The sequence below is a fragment of the Streptomyces sp. NBC_01520 genome, from assembly GCF_045040375.1.
In the GTDB taxonomy this organism is placed as follows: domain Bacteria; phylum Actinomycetota; class Actinomycetes; order Streptomycetales; family Streptomycetaceae; genus Streptomyces.
Map to the genome: position 1 here is coordinate 7,302,676 of NZ_CP109404.1, position 20,684 is coordinate 7,323,359.

Here is a 20,684-nt window from a genome sequence, read left to right on the forward strand (position 1 = left end):
GATGACCGTCGGTGCCGGACGCTACGGTCGGATCGACCGGAGCACCCTGGGGCCGACCGGATCGGAGACCGCGGATGACCTGCCTCACCGCCGACGACGTCCGCGCGATCGCGCTGTCCCTGCCCGACACGACGGAGAAGCTCGCCTGGGGGCAGCCCACCTTCCGGGTCGGCGGGAAGATCTTCGCCTCGCTCGCCGCCGACGACACCACCATGGGCGTCAAGTGTCCCGTCGACGAGCGGGCGGAGCTCATCGTGTCCGAGCCGGAGAAATTCTTCGTGCGCGCGGGCCACGACGACAACTACGCCTGGCTGCGGGTGCGGATCGCCGCCCTGGAGGACGCGGCCGAACTGACCGCGGTCCTCACCGACTCCTGGCGGCAGGCCGCCCCGCGCGGAATCGCCGTCGCGCACCCCGAGCTGAGCCCGCCGCCGGCCGAGGACGGCTGACAGGGCGGCGGCGCGCATCGGGGCCGCGGCACGGCGGACGGGGCGCGGTGTCCGGCGCCGAGCAGGCCGAAGGTCAGCGGTGCAGGAAGCCGGTGATCCGCTGCCGCAGGCCCGGCGCATCCAGGCCGTGGGCCGTGAGGTGCTCCTCCATCTGCCCGTAGCGGCGCAGTTCGGCGTGGCCCACGCCGAGCCCCAGTACCCGGTGGGGCCGGTCCGCGAGCGCGTCGTTGGCCGCCGCCGTCGACGTACCCGCCAGATACGGCTCGACGACCACCACGTTTGCCGACGGGCCCGCACCGGCCGCACGCCGCAGCCCCGCCGCGTCGAAGGGGCGGACGGTGGCCGCGTACAGCACGGTCACGTCGAGGCCCCCGGTCGCCGCGAGCACGTTGTCCAGCATCGGCCCGACGGCGATGACCACCCCGCCTGCGCCCCGGCGCACCGTGCTGAAGCCGGTCCCGGTGACAGGGCGGCCCGCGCTGTTCGACTGAAGGGAGAGGCGTACGTAGACGCGGCCGTCCGACGCGACGGCCTGCCGCAGCAGCGCCTCGGCCTCGTCGGGGTGGCCCGGCACGTGCACCGTCCAGTCGTCGAGAGTGTCCAGCAGGGCGACATCGCCCGGCGACATATGGGTGAAGCCCCCGGCCGGCCAGTCGTACGAAGCTCCGGCGCTGACCAGTACACCCCCCACGCCCTGATGCCCCAGGTCCAGCTTCACCTGCTCGAAGGGCCGCTCCACGAGGAAGCTCGCGAAGGTGTGCATAACCGGCCGCATGCCGGTCAGTGCCAGGCCGGCCCCCGCGCCGATGAGCAGCTGCTCCCTGATCCCCACGTTGATCACACGGTCGGGATGGGCCCGCGCGGCCCCGTCGAAGCCGTCGCGGCTGATCTCGGCGAGCACGAGGGCGAGACGGGGATCCTCGTCCAGCAGCCGTGAGGTGGTGGCGATGAATCGGTCCCGCATGGTGTCCATGAGCAATGTCCTCCGTCGTCCTGTTCCGGTGTCGTTCTGTCGCGGGCCGCAGGCCGCGGTCAGCGCTCGGTCGCCACGCGGGCGATCACCGCGTGCGGCCGGCCGGGGTGAGGCGCGCTGAAGGCGGCGTGCAGTGCATCGTGGTCCCGGCCGTCCACCGTCAGGGCCGACCAGCCGGCGGCCTCGAACCGGGCGGCGATGCCGCCCGGCCTGGCGTACGTCGCCGAAGCGTTGTCGATCACCACGGTGTGCAGCTGGTCCAGCCCGGCCGGTCCCGCGTAGGCGATGGCCTCGTGGTTGCTGCCCTCGTCCAGCTCGGCGTCCCCGGTCAGCACCCATACGCGCGGCTCGGTCAGACCCTGCGCCCGCAGCCCCAGCGCGCTGCCCACCGCGAGCGGGAGCCCGTGCCCGAGGGACCCGCTGCCGATCTCGGCGCCCGGCACGAGAAGCCGGTCGGGGTGGTGCCCGAGCGGTGATTCGTACGCCCCGAAGTCGGCGAGCAGCTCCTCGCCGAAGAAGCCGCGTGCGGCCAGCACGGCGTAGTACGCCATGGGCCCGTGCCCCTTCGACAGCAGGAAACGGTCGCGGCCGGGGGAGTCGGCGGTGGTGGGAGTGACCCGCAGCACCCGGTCGTACAGCACCCAGAGGGCGTCGAGGGTGGAGGTCGCGGCAGGCCCGTGCTTCTCGTCGCCCGTCATCAGGCTCATCAACCGGTTCAGATCTGCGTATCCGTACAGCTGCGCGTCGGTCGTGTTCGTCATGAGCCCAGCGTTGAACATCAACCTTGGTTGAGGTCAAGCGGGAAACGGGTTCGTGACCACCCGTCCAAGTGCGGTATTGTTCTCATGCGCGTTCAGCCAGGGGAAACCCCAGGTCAGACGGGCATCGGGACGTGGCGCAGCTTGGTAGCGCACTTGACTGGGGGTCAAGGGGTCGCAGGTTCAAATCCTGTCGTCCCGACTGGAGACAGTCGCAGGTCAGGGCCGGTTTCGGAGCAATCCGAAACCGGCCCTGACCATTTTTGGGGACCAGTTGGGGCCCGGCGTCCTTGACCGGGTCAGCGGGTCATGACGATGGGGCTCGGCAGTGAGCGTGGTGCGCGCAGCACGTTGAAGTGAGCAGAGAGCGCCTCCCCGGCAGCCGTGATCTTGTGGACATCCGGGTGAAGGTAGCGCTGGGTGGTGGTCAGTGATCCGGCCAGACTCCGTCGGGACACCCCTGACCCACCCAGTCGAGCACGGCCTGCTGCCGCTCGTTGAGGAGCTGGTTCATGTGGTTCTCCCGCGTTCCCGGGTGCGCTGCCCAGAGAACAATGCTCACTGATCCCGACGGAATTCGGGACATGCCGAGAGGCCACTCGTTCGGATGAGACGTACTGCGTGGCCCGTTTACAGGGAGTCTCCCTTTCGGTGGCCCAGTCGAGTCTTCCCCGTGGAACTTTGCCGCGTCGAACACGTCATGGGTCTGCAGGTGGAGCCGCGCGGGGCACGACGTCCTTCGCCGGGCGTCGAGGCCAGGGCCTTCCCGGAAGCGGAAGGAGACGCCGTCCGGTTGGCGGCCAAGCCGGCACAGCCGTGGCCCATCGGGACGGGACCCACTGCGAGGGTGGTACCCCGTTCCCGGACCCGTGTCTCGCTCCAACGCCGCTGACGGCTGTGTCGACAGGCCCATGGAGAGGATCGACGGAGTGGAATGCCTCGCCCCGCATGTGTGGAACCGCGGATCACGGGAAACGCGATGCTGCGGAGACATGCGTCCACGCCGTTCGTTCACCGCGTGCGGTGGGCGTTCGCGCCTCCGTCAGGTGCGGCGCAAGCTGGAAACAGTGGACCCGAGGAAGGAACAGTACTGATGGGCGAGACCCCGCAGGACCCGACGACCAAGCACCCGCAGCCGGAGTTCGCTCAGCAGGACCAGGAGCCGCCGGGCTGGACCGGTCCGATGGACCCCCGTCCTGACCACGGCGAGGACTCCTACCGGGGGAGCGGGCTGCTGCAGAACCGCGCAGCGGTGGTGACCGGCGGTGACTCCGGTATCGGGCGGGCAGTCGCTCTGGCCTACGCACGCGAGGGCGCGGACGTGCTGTTCACGTACCTGCCCGAGGAGGCGGAGGATGCCAAGGAGACAGCCCGCCTCGTCGAGGAGGCGGGGCGCCGCGGTCTGGCCGTGCCGTGCGACATCGGGGAAGAGGAGCAGTGCCGTCGCCTCGTCGAACGGGCCGTGGCGGAGTTCGGGCGCATCGATGTGCTGGTGAACAACGCGGCGTATCAGATGTCCCAGCCTGAGGGCATCGGGGACATCACCACGGAGCAGTTCGACCGGGTGGTGCGCACGAACCTCTACGGCATGTTCTGGCTGTGCAAGATGGCTGTGCCGCACATTCCTTCGGGCGGATCGATCATCAACACCACGTCGGTGCAGGCATACAAGCCGAGCCCTCACCTGCTCGACTACGCCATGACCAAGGGCGCCATCGTGACGTTCACCCAGGGCCTCGCGCAGATGCTGGTCGAGGACGGCATCCGGGTCAACGCCGTTGCTCCGGGGCCGGTGTGGACGCCGCTGATCCCGGCGACGCTGCCGGACACCAAGGAGTTCGGCAAGCAGGCGCCGATGGGCCGGCCGGCTCAGCCCGCGGAGATGGCGCCCGCGTATGTGTTCCTGGCTTCGGAGCACGCGAGCTTCATCACTGCGGAGATCATGAACGCCACCGGAGGCACTCCGCTCCCTTGATCGGCTCGGGGCGCAGGGAATTGGGACAGTAAGAGCACCGGTGCGAAGGAGGAGGCGGTGGCGTGAGTCCAGACGTCGAGCTACGGATCGGGCGACGCAAGGTCACCGTCAAGCGGGCCGACAAGGAGTTGTTCCCGCAGGCCGGCATCACGAAGGCAGATCTCGCCGAGCACTATCGGCGTGTGGCGCCACGGATGCTGCCCGAGCTGCGCGGCAGGCCCCTGAACCTCGAGCGGATGCCGGACGGCATCGACGGAGACCGCTTCTATCAGAAGACGGTCTCCGGCTACTTCCCCGACTGGATCCGTCGTGCCACGGTCGACAAGGAAGACGGCGAAGTCACGCATGTGGTCTGTGACGACACGGCGACCTTGGTCTATCTCGCGGGTCAGGCGTGCACCACCCCGCACCGCTGGCTGAGCCGCGCCGACGAACCGCGCCGCCCCGACCGCCTGGTCTTCGACCTCGATCCGCCCACTAATGACTTCGAACCCGTACGCCGAGCGGCGCACCGCCTGCACGAGCCGCTCGAGGAGCTGGACCTTCCCTCGGGCCTGATGACCACAGGCTCCCGCGGGCTGCACGTCGTCGTACCGCTGAACCGGCGCGATGACGCCGACGACGTGCTGGCGCTCGCCCGCGCAACGGCCCGGACTCTGGCCTTCCGGTACGAGCAGGAGCTGACGACCGAGCCCCGCAAGGGGCGCCTGTATCTGGATGTCGCGCGCAACGGCTACGCCCAGACCGTGGTCGCGCCGTTCGGCGTCCGGTCAAGGCCGGGCGCGCACGTGGCCGTGCCACTGGGCTGGGACGAACTGGACGACCCCGAACTGACCACCCGCCGGTGGACGGTGACTGACCTCGGCGACCGCCTGGAGAAGGACCCATGGGAGGGGCTCGCGCGCCACGGCCGCGGCGTGACTGCGGCGAACCGGCGCCTGCGAGGACTGGCACAGAGCGAGGGTGGTGCGAAGTGACGGGCAGCGGGTCGGCTCGGGGGGCGTGCCTTCATGCCGGTTCCGCGCACCCGGGGCGGCGACCAGTCCATGAGTAGGAGCGCGGTCATCGTCATCGACATGATCAATACGTACGAGCACCCCGACGCAGACCTGCTTCTTCCCGGGGTCCGCAAGGCCGTGCCCGCCATCGTCCGGCTGTTGGAGCGGGCCAGGGCCGCGGGCGTTCCGGTGATCTACGCCAACGACAACTTCGGCGAATGGCGCTCCCACCACGGAGAGATCGTCGAAACCGCACTCGCCGGTCAGCATGCCGAGCTGGTCGAGCCGCTTCGACCCGATGAGGAATCACTCTTCGTGGTCAAGGCCAGGCACTCGATCTTCTACGAGACGCCCCTGTCGTATCTCCTTTCCCAACTGGGCGTGCAAGAGGTAATCCTCTCGGGTCAGGTCACCGAGCAGTGCGTGCTGTACTCCGCACTTGATGCCCACATCAGGCATCTGGACGTGATCGTCGTCCAGGATGCTGTCGCGGCTATCCACGACGACCTGGCGAACGCGGCGCTCCGGATGATGGAGCGCAACATGGGCGCGGATCTCATGAGCGTGGATCAGGTCAAGCTGTGAATGGCGGTGAGCAGCGATCGCCCGGCGCCACCAGGAGAAGGATCCGCGCATCACTCATGTCGGCGGCGCGGCGCTTGGCGGCGGCATCACGGTCTCTGGTCGAAGGCGAACCACTGCTGTCGCGTTAGCGTCGAGGACATGCGTCAGCGAAGCCCTCGTACTACGGAAGGGCGACACGTAGGGGTGGTCGCCTCCTATGACTTCACACGTCAGGAGGAGCTGCGCCGGTGGATTCCGCCGAATGCGCAGTGGACGATGACCTACACCGGGGAGGTCCCCTACCGGGATAATCTAGAGCTCGTCTCCCGTCTCGGCAGGGCGGGCCTACTGGCCGGGCCCGTCCATGAACTCGTCGAGCGTGGAGCGGAGGCTGTGGCGTATCTGTGCACTGCTTGTAGCTTCGTCGACGGTGTGATCGGCGAGCGGGCACTGCGGGAAGCGATGCTGGCGTACGGCGCGCAGCGGGTTGTGACGACGAGTGGAGCGGTGAGCGACGCGCTCCGTGCTGTCGGCGCCCGGCGACTCGCGGTGGTTCACCCGTACCAGGAGCCGGTCGATCGGCTGCTGGCCACTTACCTCGGCACCTCCGGCTTCGACGTCGTGGCCCTCACAGGGCTGGGGCTCGATGCGGTCGAGGACGTCTACGCCGTGGAGGAACAACAGGTGGTGGACACCGTCATCAGGGGAGATCACCCGCGGGCCGACGCCGTGTTCATCAGCTGCACCACGCTTCCCACCTACGACGCGCTTCCCCGCCTCGAAGAACGCCTCGGCAAACCCGTTGTCAGCGCGAACCAAGTCACCGCCTGGGCGTTGCTCGGAGCGGTGGGCGAACGGGCGCACGGCCCTCGCCACCGGCTTCTCGACCGAGCTACCCGATGTGAGTACCACCCGGCTATGGCCGCGACTGGGAGCCGGAAAGCCTCCATGCGCGGCGGCGCGGACAGCACGAGGGGCGCGCGGGTGCGGTTCCGCCAGGCTCTGCCTAGGGTGGATGTGCGGGCGAGCACAGGGCGTGTGGTGTGGCCTGCCCCTTGCGCTTGTGGATCGACCGCTGGCACAGGCCGTGCGTACGCATAGCGTCGCCCTCACGGGAGACCCGCAGGAGACCAAGCGTCACTGCTACCGGAGGAGACCCTGATGCGTGCACTCACCTGGCACGGCAAGCGTGATGTCCGTGTGGAGACTGTCCCCGACCCTGTGCTCAAGGATCCGACCGACGTCATCGTGCGGGTGACGTCCACGGGTGTCTGTGGATCCGATCTGCATCTGTATGAGGTCCTGGGGCCCTACCTCGATCCCGGCGACATCCTGGGGCACGAACCGATGGGAATCATCGAGGAGGTCGGCCGAGAGGTCACCGAGCTGTCGGCCGGCGACCGTGTGGTGGTGCCGTTCAACGTCTCCTGCGGGCAATGCTTCATGTGTGACCGTGGACTGCATTCGCAGTGCGAGACCACCCAGGTCAAGGAGCGCGGCACTGGTGCGGCGCTCTTCGGGTTCAGCAAGCTCTACGGCCAAGTGCCCGGGGGACAAGCAGAGTTCCTGCGGGTGCCGTTCGGCAACACCTTGCCCATCAAGGTGCCGGAAGGCCCTGCGGACGATCGTTTTGTTTTCCTCTCCGACGTCCTGCCGACCGCCTGGCAGGCCGTGGAGTACGCCGACATTCCGCCCGGCGGGACGGTGACCGTCCTGGGGCTCGGACCCATCGGCGCCATGGCCGCCCGGATGGCGCTGCATCGGGGAGCGAGCCTCGTCGTGGGGGTGGACCTGGTGCCCGAGCGGCTGAGCCGCGCACACGCGGACGGCGTCAAGGCCCTCGACCTGCGCCGGTACGGCAAGGGGCTGGGCGACGAAATCCGCGACCTGACCGACGGGCGTGGCACGGACGCCGTCATCGACGCCGTGGGAATGGAGGCACACGGGGCGCCTCTGGCCAAGGCGGTGCAATGGGGCGTGGGCCTGCTGCCCGATGCCGTGGCCGAGAAACTCATGGACCGCGCCGGGATCGACCGGCTCAACGCCCTCTACGCGGCGATCGACATCGTCCGGCGCGGGGGGACCGTCTCGGTGGTCGGCGTCTACGGCGGCGCGGTCGACCCCATGCCGCTGCTGACCATGTTCGACAAGCAGATCCAGCTACGCATGGGGCAAGCCAACGTCAAGCACTGGGTGGATGACCTCCTGCCGCTGCTCACCGACGAGGACCCGCTCGGCGTCGATGCCTTCGCCACCCACCACATGGCGCTGGAAGACGGCCCCAAGGCGTACCAGATGTTCCAGGACAAGGAAGACGGAATGATCAAAACGCTACTCAAGCCCTGAGCCCGGGTCGGCACATCGGTTGGCCGCGGACACGCGGTCACCAGGACGGTTCCGTCGGATCCCGTGGGCGGCCCCCGCGCTGGGCTCCCGGCGACTCGCCGGAGGGCGTCGCCGGGGGACCTGCATCATCCTCAGCGGGAGTCCGTGTATCCGCCGGTGGCTGCGATGGTCTCGCCGATGGTGTAGCTGGAGTCCGCGTCGCTGACGAGGTAGACGTAGGCCGGCGCGATCTCTTCGGGCTGAGCCCCCGCCCCAAGGGCGTCTGGGCACCCAGGTTCGAGGCGTTCTTGCCCATGAGGCGACAGTGCACCGGCTTGCCACCACTGCGTCGACGACGATCGGGCAACCACGCGTATCCCTGGGCCATCAATGCCAAGGTGCTGTCGAACACGTAGAGCCTCCGTCTGCTGCGAACTTGCCGTGCACCGGGTGCTGAGATGTACATGGGTGCGCGAGTACGCGGATGGGTTGCGAATGGATCTTGCGGGGGCAGAGGTCAGGCCCCGCGATGGTGGACGTCTTCCTGTGCGTCCTCGTTCGGGGACAGCGCATCAGACCCCTCGCCATCCTTGCTGCCCGGCTCCCCGTCGTCCGCCACGCACGTCTCGGCCTCTTCCGCCTCGTGCAGAACCTCCTCGCCGGCCGTGGCGGGGTGCTCCTCGTCCTGTGAGGGCTCGTGCTTGGGATTGTGAGTGCTCACGGGTCTTCTTGATCACGTGGCGCCCACCGACCGGGGCGGCGGGCCCGCCCCGGCCCCTGAGGACGCCGCAGTTGTCGGTCAGCGGCCGAGGGCCTTGGCCAGCTGCTGTTTGTTCATGGACGACCGGCCGTCGATGTTGCGCTTCTTGGCCTCCGCGTACAGCTGATCCTTTGCCGGCCCCTGAGAGCCGGCGTGGGAGCGCTCGCCGCCGCGCTGCGAGGCGGATTTCTTGTCCCGCGTGGAAGTCTTGCTGGCTGTTTCCGACTCGCCGGAACGGGCCCGCTCCTTGTTCACGGTGCGCGCCGCGATCTCCTTCGCACGGCCCTCGGAGGTGCCGCGCTTCTCCGCGCCTTCCTTGATGTGCTCGTACTGACGCTCACGCTTCTTGCTGGAACCCTGCGGCATGACGTACTCCTTCCAGACCCGGATGCGGTCCACCGGGCGGGCTGCCCGACGACCTTCCGCGTACCCTCCGGTGGGCCTCTCATCCAGGATCCGGAGTGGTCCCATCTGACGCGGAGTCCTGGTAGGTGTGCGAGCAGACAGCGACCGAACGGATGAGTAGGCCCCCGGCCGGGCACAGAGAGGGCTGCGGACGCGCAGTGCGGCGAGGGCGGCCATCGGCCCCTGGCGCGCCACACTCCGTTGGGCCCCAGCTCCATTGCAGGTGGATGCCGCCCAGCCCACTCACATAGGCGATGCCCATCGGCGGCCAGACCAGAGTGCTACTACTCCGTCGGGTTGCGAGGCGCAAGCGGTTTGGTGGCGGGGCCCTGGAGGACCGATCCGTCCGTGGCGAAACGGGAGCCGTGACACGGGCACTCCCAGGCTGTCTCGGCCGCGTTGAAGGCGACCAGGCAGCCGAGGTGGGTGCAGCGGGCCGAGACGGCGTGCGCGGTACCGGACTCGTCACGGTAGACGGCGCACCGGCTGCCGTCGATCCGTACCACCGCTCCCGTACCCGGGGCGATCTCGGCGACCGAGTCGACGTGGGTGGTGGCGAGGCGGTCACCCACGAAATGACGCGCCACGTCGGCCTGTTGCTTCAGCAGAGCGGGGGCCTCGCGCACCGCGCTCCAGAGCCTTCGCGGGTCGTACAGGCCCGCCCACACCGGTTCCTCATCGTGGATGAGCCGGGTGAGGAGCTGTCCGGCCAGCGCCCCGCCGCTCATGCCCCATCCACCGAAGCCCGTGGCGACGTAGGTGTTCCGGGCGCCCGGGTGGTAGCGGCCGATCATCGGCACGGTGTCGCTGACGTCGTTGTCCTGGGCCGCCCAGCGGTAGGCGGTTTCACCCACGGGGAAGTGAGCGTGCATCCACGTGTCGAGGCGCGCGAAGCCGGCGGCCGGGTCGCCCTCACCCGGGGTGAAACTTTCACCGGTCACGATCAGCAGCCGTTGTCCGTCGTCACCGTAGGGGGCGGTGCGCACGGACCGTTTGCCGTCGTCCTGCGTGAGGTACATGCCGGCCGGATCCTGGTCAGCGGCAAGGGGCGCGGCGACGACGAGTTCCCGGCGCGGTGAGAGGCGGGCGAACAACAGGGCCCGGTCGAAGACTGGGTAGTGGGTGGCGACGACGACGTTCCGCGCGGTCACCGTGTGCCCGGCCTCGGTGGTGACCCGGCACGGGGTCCCCTCGTGCAGGCCCGTCACCCGGCTCCGCTCATGGATCACCCCGCCGTGCGCGCGGAAGTCATCGGCCAGGGCGAGGAGATAGGCCCGGGGGTGGAACTGGGCCTGTCCCTCGACCTGCACCGCTCCCGCCACGTCGAAGGGCAGCCCGGTCTGTTCGACGTACCGGGCGTCCAGCCCCGCATCCTGGGCTGCGGATGCCTCTGCCCGCAGTGCGGAACGGTTCTCGGGCCGAGTGGTGTAGGTGAAGGCTGGGCGTCGCTCCCACGCGCAGTCGATGTCCAGCTCGTCGCGGACAGCGGAGATCCGTTCGACGGCACCTTGTTGTGAACGGGCGTACATACGGGCGGCATCGAGCCCACGGGTACGCAGGAGTCGTTCGTAGACCAGGCCGTGCAGGGCGGAGACCTTGGCGGTGGTGTGGCCGGTGACGCCGGCGGCGATGCGGTCGGCCTCCAGGACGACGACACGAAGCCCGGAGCGGACGAGTTCCCAGGCGGTGCTGAGCCCGGCGATGCCGCCTCCCACGACCACCACATCCGTCTCCGTGTCCGCAGGAAGCGGGGGGAGTGATGTCGGCGGGCTCGTAGCCATCCAGTACGACTCATCCTGGCCCGGAAGCGGTTGCGAGGCGGAGGTGCTGTGTGCGTCCATGCAGTGCGTGTTCCTCATCCCGTGGGAAAAGATGCCGACAGCCACGGGCCCGGGGACCACATGGGTGTGCTTGTACGCCCGTGGAAGCATCTGGGGCTCGCCTCTCACGACTGCGGTGATGGACTCCTGCGTGGTGGGCTCCGTCATGGCCGGTGCAGCCTCGGGTTCGTCGTGGTCGTGTCGGCTCCGGTGGGTGGGGTGCGTTCCCAACACGCGGCGGATGGGGTTCCAGCGGATCAGTCCGCGGTCTGTGAACGCGTCGAGCCAGTCGGCCATGGGCCACCACCCCCAGCAGCGGTGGAAAATTCCGGCGTTGCGCAGGATGTCGTCGAGGTGCCCTATCGGCGGGCTGGAGACCGGGTGGTGCTGGTGGAAGGCTGGCGCGCCGCCCACCCAGGCGAGCGGGACACCGGCGGTGCGGGCCCGTTGGCCATAGTCGGTGTCCTCTCCGCCGTACCCCCCATATTCCTCGCCTGCGCGAGCGGATCGACGGCCGCGTGGGCCAGTGATTACCCTGCGCTGAAGGGGCCCCGAGCTCCCGAGACGCCCTTGCCCACATGCGTGAACGCCTGGGTATGTACGTCGAGGATCGGGCCGCCGAACAGGCCGCACCGGGTTCCTTCCGCCCGTCGGCAGCGGCCGCCGAGGCCAGGATCAGCCGCTCCGGCGGTCAGTCGAAGATCGCGTACAGATTCCTCATCAGGGATGCCGGTCTCTCCCGCAGGGCCGACGGCGGCTCCTGCCGGGCGGTTCCGACGTAACGCCCTGGGGTGAGGGCGTAACCGTGCTCGCGTACCGTCGCCAGGTCCGCGGAGTAGCGGAAGCCGGGCTCGTCCTTGCACGAGAGGCCGGCGGCTCGCGCCGATGGCGTGCCCCGCCATGCGTGGTAGCTGTCGGCGATTTTGGAGATGTCGTCCAAGGTGAGTACGCGTTCCGTGCGATCCGCCATCGTGCCCATCTGGCGGGCGTCGACGAACAGGATCTGCCCCCGGCGATCGGTCAGGTGCTTCGAGCCCTGTGAGGACTTATCCTTGGTCAGGAGCCACAGGCAGGCTGGGATCGACGTCGTACGAAACAGTTGGCCCGGCAACGCCACCAGGCAGGCGACGTGATCCGCCTCCACCAGCTTTCGACGAATGTCTCGCTCGACGCTCGGCGCCGAGCTCATCGAGCCGTTGGCAAGGACGACCCCGGCCGTCCCGCCGGGGCCCAGCTTTGCCAGCGCGTGCTGGAGCCACGCGTAGTTGGCGTTGTGCCTCGGAGGAACCCCGTACGTCCAGCGGGCATCGCCCTCGTCCCTGGCCCAGTCGCTGATGTTGAAGGGAGGGTGGGCCATCACGAAGTCGGCCGTGAGGTGCGGGTGCTGGTCGTCGCCGAAGGTGTCGGCGGGCCCGCCCCCGAGGTCGCCGGTATCGACCCCGTGGATCGCGAGGTTCATCCTGGCGAGCCGCCAGGTCCGCTCGTTCACCTCCTGGCCGTAGACCGTGAGGAAGCCGGGGCGTTCCAGCGCGGCATGCGTGTCGGCGAACTTGGCCGCCTCGACGAGCATGCCGCCCGAGCCGCACGCGGGGTCGTACAGGCGCCCCCGGTACGGTTCCAGGATCTCCACGATCAACTGGGCCAGCGGCTGCGGGGTGTGGAACTCGCCGCCCCGCTTGCCCTCGGCACGCGCGAAGTAGGCGAGGAAGTACGCGTACACCTCACTCAGCGTGTCCTGCGCGGTCATGCGTCCGCTGTGGGTGAAGCGAGGGTCCCCGATGAGGTCGACGAGCTCGGCCAGGCGCCGCCGGCCGATGTCACCGCGGTGGAGGACCGGTGGGAGGACGCCACTGAGCGTCTCGTTCTCCCGCATGATCGCTTCCATCGCGAAGGAGAGGCGGTCGCCCGCGTGCGGGTGCCTTATGTCGGCGGTGATGCGGGACCAGCGGGCCGCTTCCGGGATCCAGAAGACCCCACGTTCGAGGTACGCGTCGCGGTCCTCCAGGAGGGCGCTTCGCCGTTCCTCGGGGACACCTTCGGCGGCGAGTTCCTCGGCGAGCTCGGCCCGGCGCTCCTCGAAGGAGTCGGAGAGGTACCTGACGAAGAGCAGCCCGAGAACGAACTCCTTGTGTTCGGCCACGTCGACGGGACCGCGAAGCGCGTCCGCCGCCTTCCACATGGCGTCGCGGACCGCCTCGACGGCGGCCGCGCCGATGCGCTCCCGTTGCTCGGTGGGCCTTTTCTCACGCGGTGGCACGAGGTTGCCACCTCCTTCCGTGACCGATCGTCCGATTGTCCACGACGGGGTGGGAGCTGTCCCAGGAGCGCTGTAACGTAGCGGTGACCAACTGTTCTTCTCGATCCGGGGGCGGGCGAGCATGTCGACGATCGGTCTGGCCGCGGCCATCGACGAACTGCGGCAGGAGCTGTACGAGGCGCGACGCCTCGGCGTCGGCGAGCAGTTCGCCTGCAGCGTCGAGGGGGCGGAGCTGGAGTTCCAGCTCGAACTGCGCAAGTTCGTCAAGAGGGACGGCAAACTCTCCTTCGGCGTGGTCACCGTCGGCGGGGACGGCGAACGCTCCACGGTCCGCCTCCACAAGCTGGCGCTCAGGCTCTCGGTCAAGGACCGCGCCACCGGTGGTGCCGGCTCCGAGATCGACGACGAGACCAGGTCGTGGGACGAGGAGTGACGTGGATCCGCGCAGACTGGCGCTGATCCGAAGCGGAACCGACGAACGGCCCCGCCGCGTGGGCTCCGGCTATCTGATCACCCGCCGACTGGTCCTGACGGCTCGTCATGTCTTGGAGGACCGCGCCACGGGACTGCCCTGGCCGGCGATCACCGTACGCATCGGCCATCACGGATACGGCGAGCCGGTCCTGGCGGCGGCGGAACTGCTCTGGCAGCACCCGGACGGACGGGACGTCGCGCTGCTTCGCATCGACCGGGACCTGGACCTGCCCGGGGCCGTCCGCTGGGGCCGCCCCACCGGCACCGCCCCGCTGCCCTACCGGGGGCTCGGCTACCCCCTGTCTGCCAAGGGCGACACCCGCGACCCCGAGCACCTGCGCGGGGAACTGCCGCCCCTCTCTGGCTCCACGGACCGCTACGTCCTGGACCAGGGACCCTCGCCCGTACCCCGCACCGACGACAAGAACGCCTGGGGCGGCACCTCAGGAGCCGCGATCTTCTGCGGCGACCGTCTCGTCGGCGTCGTGACCCAGGAAGTGCACTCCTACGGAGCGCGCCGCCTGTTCGCCCTGCCGGCGCGCACCTTCGCCCAGGACGACGACTTTGTGTCCCACCTCGTGGAGTACGCCGGTACGCCCCCCGAATTGGGCATTGTCGGTGTGCCCCTGCCGAAGGCGGCCCCCGCCGCCGAGCGCACACCGGCCGAGCGCGAACTCGAACGGCTGCTGGGTCCGTTGTTCCCGGACCGGGCCTCCCGCATCGGCCACGCGCGGGACCTGGCACGTGAGCTGGGCTACGAGGCCGTCGGCTACGAGCCCACCACCGCCGACCTCGTGGCCCTCCTGAAGGCCCACCCCCGGGCGCTCGCCTCGCTCGGCGAAGCCCCGATGAGGAACGCGACGAGGTCGGTTCGGGCTGCGTGGACCCACCTCTTCGCGCGGGCCCGCCTGCTCGCACACGGTTCCCTGCTCTCCGTCAACGAGTACGAGTCCCTGCTCGGCCTGCTGAGCCGGGTCTGCGAGGAGCAGCCGAGGCTCCTGCCCAGGACGGCCCCCGAGGCGCTGCCTTACGCAGTCCTGCCCGAGAACCTTACCCGCCCGCACCTCGACGAGGACGACCTGCGCGCCGCGATCCACGGGCTGGAGGAGCTGTCCGACAGCGAGAGCGTCCCCGAGGGCACCCCACCGGTCCCGGCGCTGCTGCGGCTCGTCGAGTACGTGGCCTCCGCCGCCGGCCGGCTCGGCGACGAGCTGCGCGCGTGGTCGAGCGCGACCGCCGACCGGCTCGGCGTCCACTCCGGAGCCCTGAGCGAGCGGCGCGACGACGCCGCCCACTGGGCCAAGCGCCGGGTCGCGCCGGTGACGCGGGTGGTGATGGAGCTGGAACGCGACACCGCGACGGCGGAGGAACGTTACTGGTGCCGGATCCTGATCGCCCGTGACGACGGCTCGCACAGCGTCCTCAAGGAGGCGGAGTCGGTTTCGAAGGCCCCGCGGGAGGCGGCGAGTTCCCTCGGCGAGGCGGTCGCCATCGCTCGCCGGGAGCCCGGCCAGGGCGACCACGTGCCCTGGGTGACCGTCGTGGTCGACCGTGCGGGACTCGACCTGGCCGTCGACGAGTGGGAGCCCGGAGAACCGGACGACATCCTGCTCGCATGGCCCATCGGAGCCGAGTACCGCGTCTCCCTCAGCTGCCCTGAAGTCACCGTCCTGAAGCCGGCGCGCGATGGCGACCAGGAACGCCGCTGGAAGCGCGGTCGCTCGGCGGTCCTAGCCACCAGCTTGACGTGCGGCGACGGGAGGCAGCTGCGGCACCTGCTGGAGACCGAGCACCGCGACACCGCGCACGTCGTCCTCCACGGCCCCGCCGACCAGCGGAAGTCCTGGCTCATGATCTGCCTCGCCCTGGGCGTCCCCGTCGTGCTCTGGGACCGCGACGCCGCCGGCTACGAGGACGCCGACCGGCTCGGGAGTCTCCCACCCGGCGGTGGGCTCGACGCGCTCCCCGAGCGCATCCGGGAATTCCGGAGTCACTCCGCGGCCCACCCGGGGGAGCGGCGGGCCCGGCCCTCCCTCGTCTGGGAACCGGATGGCCGCCACCCCACGACCGAGTCGCTGCACCTGAGAGACCCCTCGAGAGGAACGCACGCGTCATGACGACCTCAGAGCCCCTGACCGGCCCGGGCCCCCGACGCCTGCCCTTCGCCGACGGCCCCGACGACTGGCGGCTGTTCCAGGGGGACGGCGAACGCCGCGAGGTCCCGTTCCCCGCCGCACCGCCGTGGCGCCGGTTCGACCGACAGGAGACGCCGACCGGAGCCGAGGCCCCTCACCCAAGGCCGTACCTCATCCGCCCCGAGGAGGCCGACGTCGTGAACGCGGCACTCCACCTCCGCCGGCCCCTCCTGGTCACCGGCCCGCCCGGCACTGGCAAGTCCTCGCTGGCCTACGCCGTCGCCCACGAACTTGCCCTCGGCACTGTCCTGCAGTGGCCGGTGAACAGCCGCTCGATGCTGCAGGACGCCCTCTACCACTACGATGCCGTCGGTCGGCTGCGCGAGGCCACCCTCCGCCGCGACGCGGACGGCACGGAACCCGACATCGGGCAGTACATCCGGCTCGGCCCGCTCGGCAACGCCCTCGTGCCCCGGGAACGCCCCCGCGTGCTGCTCGTCGACGAGCTGGACAAGGGCGACATCGACTTGCCCAACGACCTGCTGACCGTCTTCGAGGAGGGTGAGTTCATCATCCCCGAACTCAGCCGGCTCCCTGAGGACCACGCCCCGGTCCACATCCAGACCGACGAACCGGACGAGCCCGCCACGATCCCGCGCGGCCGGGTGCGCTGCCGCGAGTTCCCGGTCGTGGTCATCACGAGCAATGGCGAGCGGGAATTCCCGCCCGCCTTCCTCCGCCGCTGCGTCCGCCTCGACCTCCGCGAGCCGGACGAGCGGCGCTTGCGCGAGATCGTCGCCGCCCACCTCGGCCCCGCAGCCCTGGACGGTGTGGACGACCTGCTGCGCAAGTTCCTCGGCCGCCGTGCCACCGGCGAACTCGCCACCGACCAGCTGCTCAACGCCGTCTTCCTCCGCAAGGCCGGCGTCGACCTCGACGCGGGCTCCCTCCTCAAGGCCGTCCTGCACCAGCTCGGCGGAGCCGTGTGACCCCGTGATAGAGCGCGTGACGAAGGTCCTGGCCGAGAGCGGCGCCGAACTCTCCCAGGAGGAATTCCTCGACGCCCTGTGGCTCGCCGGGAAGCTGTCCCGGGCCTCCGCGCCGCTGGCCCGCGCCGCCGGGGTGCCCGACGCGCCCCGGCCGTCCTCCGACAAACCGCACCACGACGAGCCGCCGTCGCCGACGGCGGAGTCCGCCGGGACGGCCGCCGAACCGGCGGATACCGCCCCAGCGGACTCCACGCCCGCACGTCCACTCCTGGCCGCCGAACGGCACCCCGCACACGAGTACGCGGGGGCGGACACGGGCGCCGCCCCGTCCCCCGCGATCGCCGTCCGAGCCCCCGACACCCGCCCCTTCGGGACCGGGCAGCAACGGCTCGGCAAGGCCCTCCAACCGCTGCGGCAGCCCTTCCCCGACCCGAGCCGCCACGAACTCGACCTCGTGCGGACTGTCGCGGCCATGGCCGACACAGGCCTGCCCGAGACCGTCACCCGCCCGGCGCGGACCCGCTGGCTGTCCCTCGCCCTCGTCGTCGACGACGGCGTCTCCATGGTCCTCTGGCAGCGCCTCGCCGCCGAGATCAAGGAACTCATGGAGCGCGCGGGGGCCTTCCGCGACGTACGCGTGTACGGACTCGACACACGCGGCGCCACGCCGAGCCTGCGGAGCAGCCCGTACCGACACCGAGGACTCCCTCAGTCGCCGAGGACACTGTGCGACCCGACCGGGAACACCCTTGTCCTCGTCGTCAGTGACGGCGTCGGCGACGCCTGGTGGGACGGCGGGATGCGACAGGTGACCGAGCGCTGGGCCCGGTGCGGTCCCACCGCGATCGTCCAGGCCCTGCCCTCCCGACTCTGGGCGAGCACCGGGATCGGCGCCCGGCGCTGGCAGGTGACCACCCACCGCCGCGGCGGCCCGACGCACACCTGGCACGTCACCGACCCGGACCTGCCGCTTGACCTCGTCCGCTACGACTCCGTACCCGTCCCGGTCCTCGAACCGACCCCCGCGGCCGTCGCCGACTGGGCGCGGCTCATCGCCTCGTCGGGCGGCACCGCGCTCCTCCCGCTGTGGGACACCGCCCCGTCCGTCACCCGCGCGCCCGACGCGACCGCCCCCCGCCGGATCGACGACGCCGAAGCCGTCCTGCGCTTCCGGGAGGCCGCGACGCCCGAGGCGTACCGGCTCGCGGCCCATGTGGCCGCCGTCTCACCCGTCACACCACCGGTCATGCGCCTGGTGCAGGCCGCCCTCGGACCTCCCACGGACCCCGGACACCTCATGGAGGTGTTCCTCGGAGGCCTGATGCACGAGGAGGATACCGGCGAGCCCGACCGGCTGCCGCACCACCGGCGCTTCGACTTCTCCGGCGAGGCCCGCCGCGTCCTGCTCAGCGCCGTCCCCCCGAAGGAACTGCTGCGCACCACCGATACCGTCACGAGGCGGATCGAGGAAGCCGTCGGCCGCGCCCCGGTCTTCCCCGCCTGGGTCGGACACCCGGACGGCACGGCCCTGGTCGGCGACGCGGGACGCTCCTTCGGCTGGCTCCGGGACCAGCTGCTGGCGTGGCTCGGCATTCCGCCCGCGGCCGCCGAACCGGTGATGCCTACGGCGGACCGTGACCACACGGCCCAGGGCCAGGCCGAGGAACCACCGCCGTACGACGACGAGCTGGGGGAGATTCTGCCGGCCGGCTGGGTGGAACTCCTGCCGTTGGACCCGGTGCGGGTCGGCCGGTTCCGGCTCCAGGCGCGGAGTGCTTGGGGCTGGCGGCACGTGGTGATGTTCCTGGCCAGGGACGAGGACGACACACTCGTCACGGTCCGGGTGGCCTCGGTGCTGCACGCCGACGATCCGGCGGCCGCGCTGGCCCTCATCCGCACGGAAGCCGAGTGCCTGCTCAGGATGGCGGGCACGTACGCGCCCTCCCTCGTCGACGTGCGGGCGACCACCGCCGAGGAGCCCCCCTGGCTCGCGGCGACGTGCGTCCACCGCAGGGCGGACGACGCGTCCTCCGGCCCCGCGCCCAACCTGCGGGCCGTCCTCGACGAGTATGGGGGAACGGTCCCGAAGGACCTCTTTCTGCGGATCGGCTTCGCTCTGTGCGAAGCCCTCGCCCGGGCTCACCGGCTCGGCATCGTGCACGGCTCGCTCGCACCCCGGTCCGTGCTCGTCTCCGACCACGACGTTCGGTTGGTCGGCTGGGCGACCGCGACCCTGGACGGAACCGACAGCGCGCATCGCGAAGAGTTCCCCACGAACCAGGGGTCCCTCCATGCGGACGACGGCGGCCCGTCGCTCACTTCCCGGAGCGATGTCTACGCGGCCGGCGGCCTGCTCCTCGCCTTCCTGTCGGGGCGGTGGCTCGACCCGAGGGCCGAGGACGAGGACTGGGGTCCGCTGGCGACGCCCGGTGTCGATCCGGTGCTCGTCGGGATGCTCCGGCGTTGCCTGCGGCGCGAGCCCGCCCTCAGGCCGTCCGCCGACGACCTGGCCGAGGCGTTCGCCGCGGCGTCCGGCGCCACTTCGGAGAAGTCCCTCGTGGCGATCGCCGAGGATGTCCACCGGATGCGCCTGCTCGCGGCGCAGGACCCGAGCGGCTACGGCCGCGAGTTCGCCCGCCTCCTCAGGACGTACGCGAACCGACTGGCCTCCGTCGGGCGCCGACAGGAGTCGCTCGACGCCGCCGAGGAAGGCGTACGCCTGTACCGGGAGCTGGTCTCCGCGGAGGGCGATTACCACGTCTCCGGCCTTGCCGCTTCCCTCAGTAACCTGTCCGTGGGCCTGGGCGAGGCCGGCAGAGCGAGCGACGGACTCGTCGCGATCACCGAAGCGGAGTCCCTGTACCGGGAGTTGGCGCACCAGGATGTCGACCTCTTCGGTTCCGGCCATTCGATGGTCCTGAACAACCTGTCCCATCGCCTGGCCGAGGCGGTACGGCTGCAGGAGGCGCTCCAGGCCGTCGAGGAGGCCGTCGCCATCGACCGGCGGGTGGTCGTGGGGGGCCTGACGGACCACGAGGACGGTCTCGCGATGAGCCTGGCGAACCTCGGGAGCCGACTGGGCGACCTGGGACGGAGCGCCGAGGCGCTGCGGGCCGTCACCGAGGCCGTCCACATCTATCGGGCCCTGCCCTCCGCCCGGGCACGACGGGTCTGGACGGACTTCGCGGTGAGCCTGAACAACCTCGCCGTGCTCTTGGGCGCCCTGGGGCGTCACGAAGAGGCCCTGACCACCCTCGACGAGTGCGCCGCCGTGGTGCACCGGTTCGGAGGTGAGCCGTCGGGAACGGCCTCCGAGGTCCTCGAACAGTCCGAGCGCGTCAGGCTGTGGCTCGGGGCCCTCCGCGCGGAAGCCACCGAGCGGTAGGCCGTGGCGGTCGCGGGGACGGACTACGAGGCACTGAGCGAGATTGCTGCGGCGTTCGACCTGCAGCTGGTGGTGATCCGAACACGGCCCAAGAACTGGACCGGTCCGAGATGGTTTCGGGGCTGGAATGCATAGCCGGGTCTTCGGGACGGAGAAACGCCCTGAGAGAGCTGGCGAACTGGCGCGGGAGATTCTGAAGTCGGCCCACGCAGCCGGCAGTCCGTTCCAGCACGGGTTGGGACAGCCTCTCTGCCAACCGATCGTCGGCGTGGGTTGCGGAGCTTCTTCAGGAGCTCGCCGCTGTGCGTCAAGGGCACGCCCTTGGCCTAGCTTGCTGGACCAGCGGAGCGGTGGCCTGAGGCGCACACCGTGGGCGCCGTCCAGTAGTGCCCCAGATCTTCGTCACGACTGGTGAAC

At 70.3% G+C, this 20,684-nt stretch carries 16 protein-coding genes, 1 tRNA gene and 1 pseudogene; 11 read left to right on the top strand and 7 right to left on the bottom strand.

Going from position 1 to position 20,684, the window contains the following annotated elements; translation table 11 throughout:
• The first annotated feature begins 74 nt into the window (after nt 1-74).
• Nucleotides 75-449, top strand: coding sequence for an MmcQ/YjbR family DNA-binding protein (locus OG524_RS32930; RefSeq protein ID WP_405812214.1), 375 nt, complete (start codon nt 75-77; stop codon nt 447-449).
• A gap of 73 nt (nt 450-522) precedes the next feature.
• Here the strand turns inward: OG524_RS32930 and OG524_RS32935 are convergent, their stop codons facing one another.
• Nucleotides 523-1,422 (bottom strand): transketolase family protein, encoded by a 900-nt coding sequence (locus OG524_RS32935; protein WP_405812215.1) that lies wholly within the window; start codon nt 1,420-1,422, stop codon nt 523-525.
• Between the two features lie 59 nt (nt 1,423-1,481).
• Nucleotides 1,482-2,183 (bottom strand): transketolase, encoded by a 702-nt coding sequence (locus OG524_RS32940; RefSeq protein WP_405812216.1) that lies wholly within the window; start codon nt 2,181-2,183, stop codon nt 1,482-1,484.
• Between the two features lie 125 nt (nt 2,184-2,308).
• Between OG524_RS32940 and OG524_RS32945 the strand changes: the two genes are divergently transcribed.
• Nucleotides 2,309-2,382 (top strand) — tRNA-Pro (locus OG524_RS32945).
• A 97-nt stretch (nt 2,383-2,479) separates the two neighbouring features.
• Here OG524_RS32945 and OG524_RS32950 read toward each other — a convergent pair.
• Nucleotides 2,480-2,617, bottom strand: a pseudogene (locus OG524_RS32950) (site-specific integrase); the annotation flags it as partial.
• A gap of 656 nt (nt 2,618-3,273) precedes the next feature.
• Here OG524_RS32950 and OG524_RS32955 point away from each other — a divergent pair.
• The 5 genes from OG524_RS32955 (at nt 3,274) to OG524_RS32975 (ending at nt 8,063) form a co-directional block, all read left to right on the top strand.
• Nucleotides 3,274-4,155, top strand: a complete 882-nt coding sequence (locus tag OG524_RS32955; protein ID WP_405812217.1) for an SDR family oxidoreductase — start codon at nt 3,274-3,276, stop codon at nt 4,153-4,155.
• Between the two features lie 62 nt (nt 4,156-4,217).
• Nucleotides 4,218-5,132 (top strand): non-homologous end-joining DNA ligase, encoded by a 915-nt coding sequence (ligD, locus tag OG524_RS32960; protein ID WP_405812218.1) that lies wholly within the window; start codon nt 4,218-4,220, stop codon nt 5,130-5,132.
• Between the two features lie 69 nt (nt 5,133-5,201).
• Complete coding sequence (locus tag OG524_RS32965; protein WP_405393021.1) at nt 5,202-5,738, top strand: cysteine hydrolase family protein; 537 nt, start codon at nt 5,202-5,204, stop codon at nt 5,736-5,738.
• A 255-nt stretch (nt 5,739-5,993) separates the two neighbouring features.
• A complete protein-coding gene (locus OG524_RS32970; RefSeq protein WP_405386777.1) occupies nt 5,994-6,818 on the top strand; it encodes a hypothetical protein in 825 nt (274 codons plus the stop codon).
• A gap of 60 nt (nt 6,819-6,878) precedes the next feature.
• Nucleotides 6,879-8,063, top strand: a complete 1,185-nt coding sequence (locus OG524_RS32975; protein WP_405386776.1) for a zinc-dependent alcohol dehydrogenase — start codon at nt 6,879-6,881, stop codon at nt 8,061-8,063.
• A 496-nt stretch (nt 8,064-8,559) separates the two neighbouring features.
• Here the strand turns inward: OG524_RS32975 and OG524_RS32980 are convergent, their stop codons facing one another.
• The 4 genes from OG524_RS32980 to OG524_RS32995 form a co-directional block, all read right to left on the bottom strand.
• The gene (locus OG524_RS32980) at nt 8,560-8,763 is read right to left on the bottom strand and encodes a hypothetical protein (protein WP_405812219.1); all 204 of its coding nucleotides are present in this window, start codon (nt 8,761-8,763) and stop codon (nt 8,560-8,562) included.
• Nucleotides 8,764-8,841: 78 nt separating this feature from the next.
• Nucleotides 8,842-9,168 carry a plasmid stabilization protein gene (locus tag OG524_RS32985; RefSeq protein ID WP_405812220.1) on the bottom strand — a complete coding sequence of 109 codons (327 nt, stop codon included), beginning with the start codon at nt 9,166-9,168 and terminating at the stop codon, nt 8,842-8,844.
• 323 nt (nt 9,169-9,491) lie between these two features.
• Nucleotides 9,492-11,048, bottom strand: coding sequence for an FAD-dependent oxidoreductase (locus OG524_RS32990; protein WP_405386770.1), 1,557 nt, complete (start codon nt 11,046-11,048; stop codon nt 9,492-9,494).
• 670 nt (nt 11,049-11,718) lie between these two features.
• Nucleotides 11,719-13,284: an N-6 DNA methylase gene (locus OG524_RS32995; protein ID WP_405386768.1), complete on the bottom strand. Its 1,566-nt coding sequence runs from the start codon at nt 13,282-13,284 to the stop codon at nt 11,719-11,721.
• Between the two features lie 121 nt (nt 13,285-13,405).
• On the opposite strand from OG524_RS32995, the gene OG524_RS33000 reads away from it, so the two are divergent.
• Genes OG524_RS33000 through OG524_RS33015 form a run of 4 tightly spaced genes read left to right on the top strand, consistent with a single transcriptional unit; the run spans nt 13,406 to nt 20,267 of the window.
• On the top strand, nt 13,406-13,717 hold the full coding sequence (locus OG524_RS33000) for a trypco2 family protein (protein WP_405386767.1): 312 nt from the start codon (nt 13,406-13,408) through the stop codon (nt 13,715-13,717).
• Between the two features lies 1 nt (nt 13,718).
• Nucleotides 13,719-15,875 carry a trypsin-like serine protease gene (locus OG524_RS33005; RefSeq protein WP_405812221.1) on the top strand — a complete coding sequence of 719 codons (2,157 nt, stop codon included), beginning with the start codon at nt 13,719-13,721 and terminating at the stop codon, nt 15,873-15,875.
• Nucleotides 15,872-16,882: an AAA family ATPase gene (locus OG524_RS33010; RefSeq protein WP_405812222.1), complete on the top strand. Its 1,011-nt coding sequence runs from the start codon at nt 15,872-15,874 to the stop codon at nt 16,880-16,882. The genes OG524_RS33005 and OG524_RS33010 overlap by 4 nt, the downstream gene beginning before the upstream one ends.
• A 4-nt stretch (nt 16,883-16,886) precedes the next feature.
• Nucleotides 16,887-20,267, top strand: a complete 3,381-nt coding sequence (locus OG524_RS33015) for an SAV_2336 N-terminal domain-related protein (protein ID WP_405812223.1) — start codon at nt 16,887-16,889, stop codon at nt 20,265-20,267.
• The last annotated feature ends 417 nt before the right edge of the window (nt 20,268-20,684 follow it).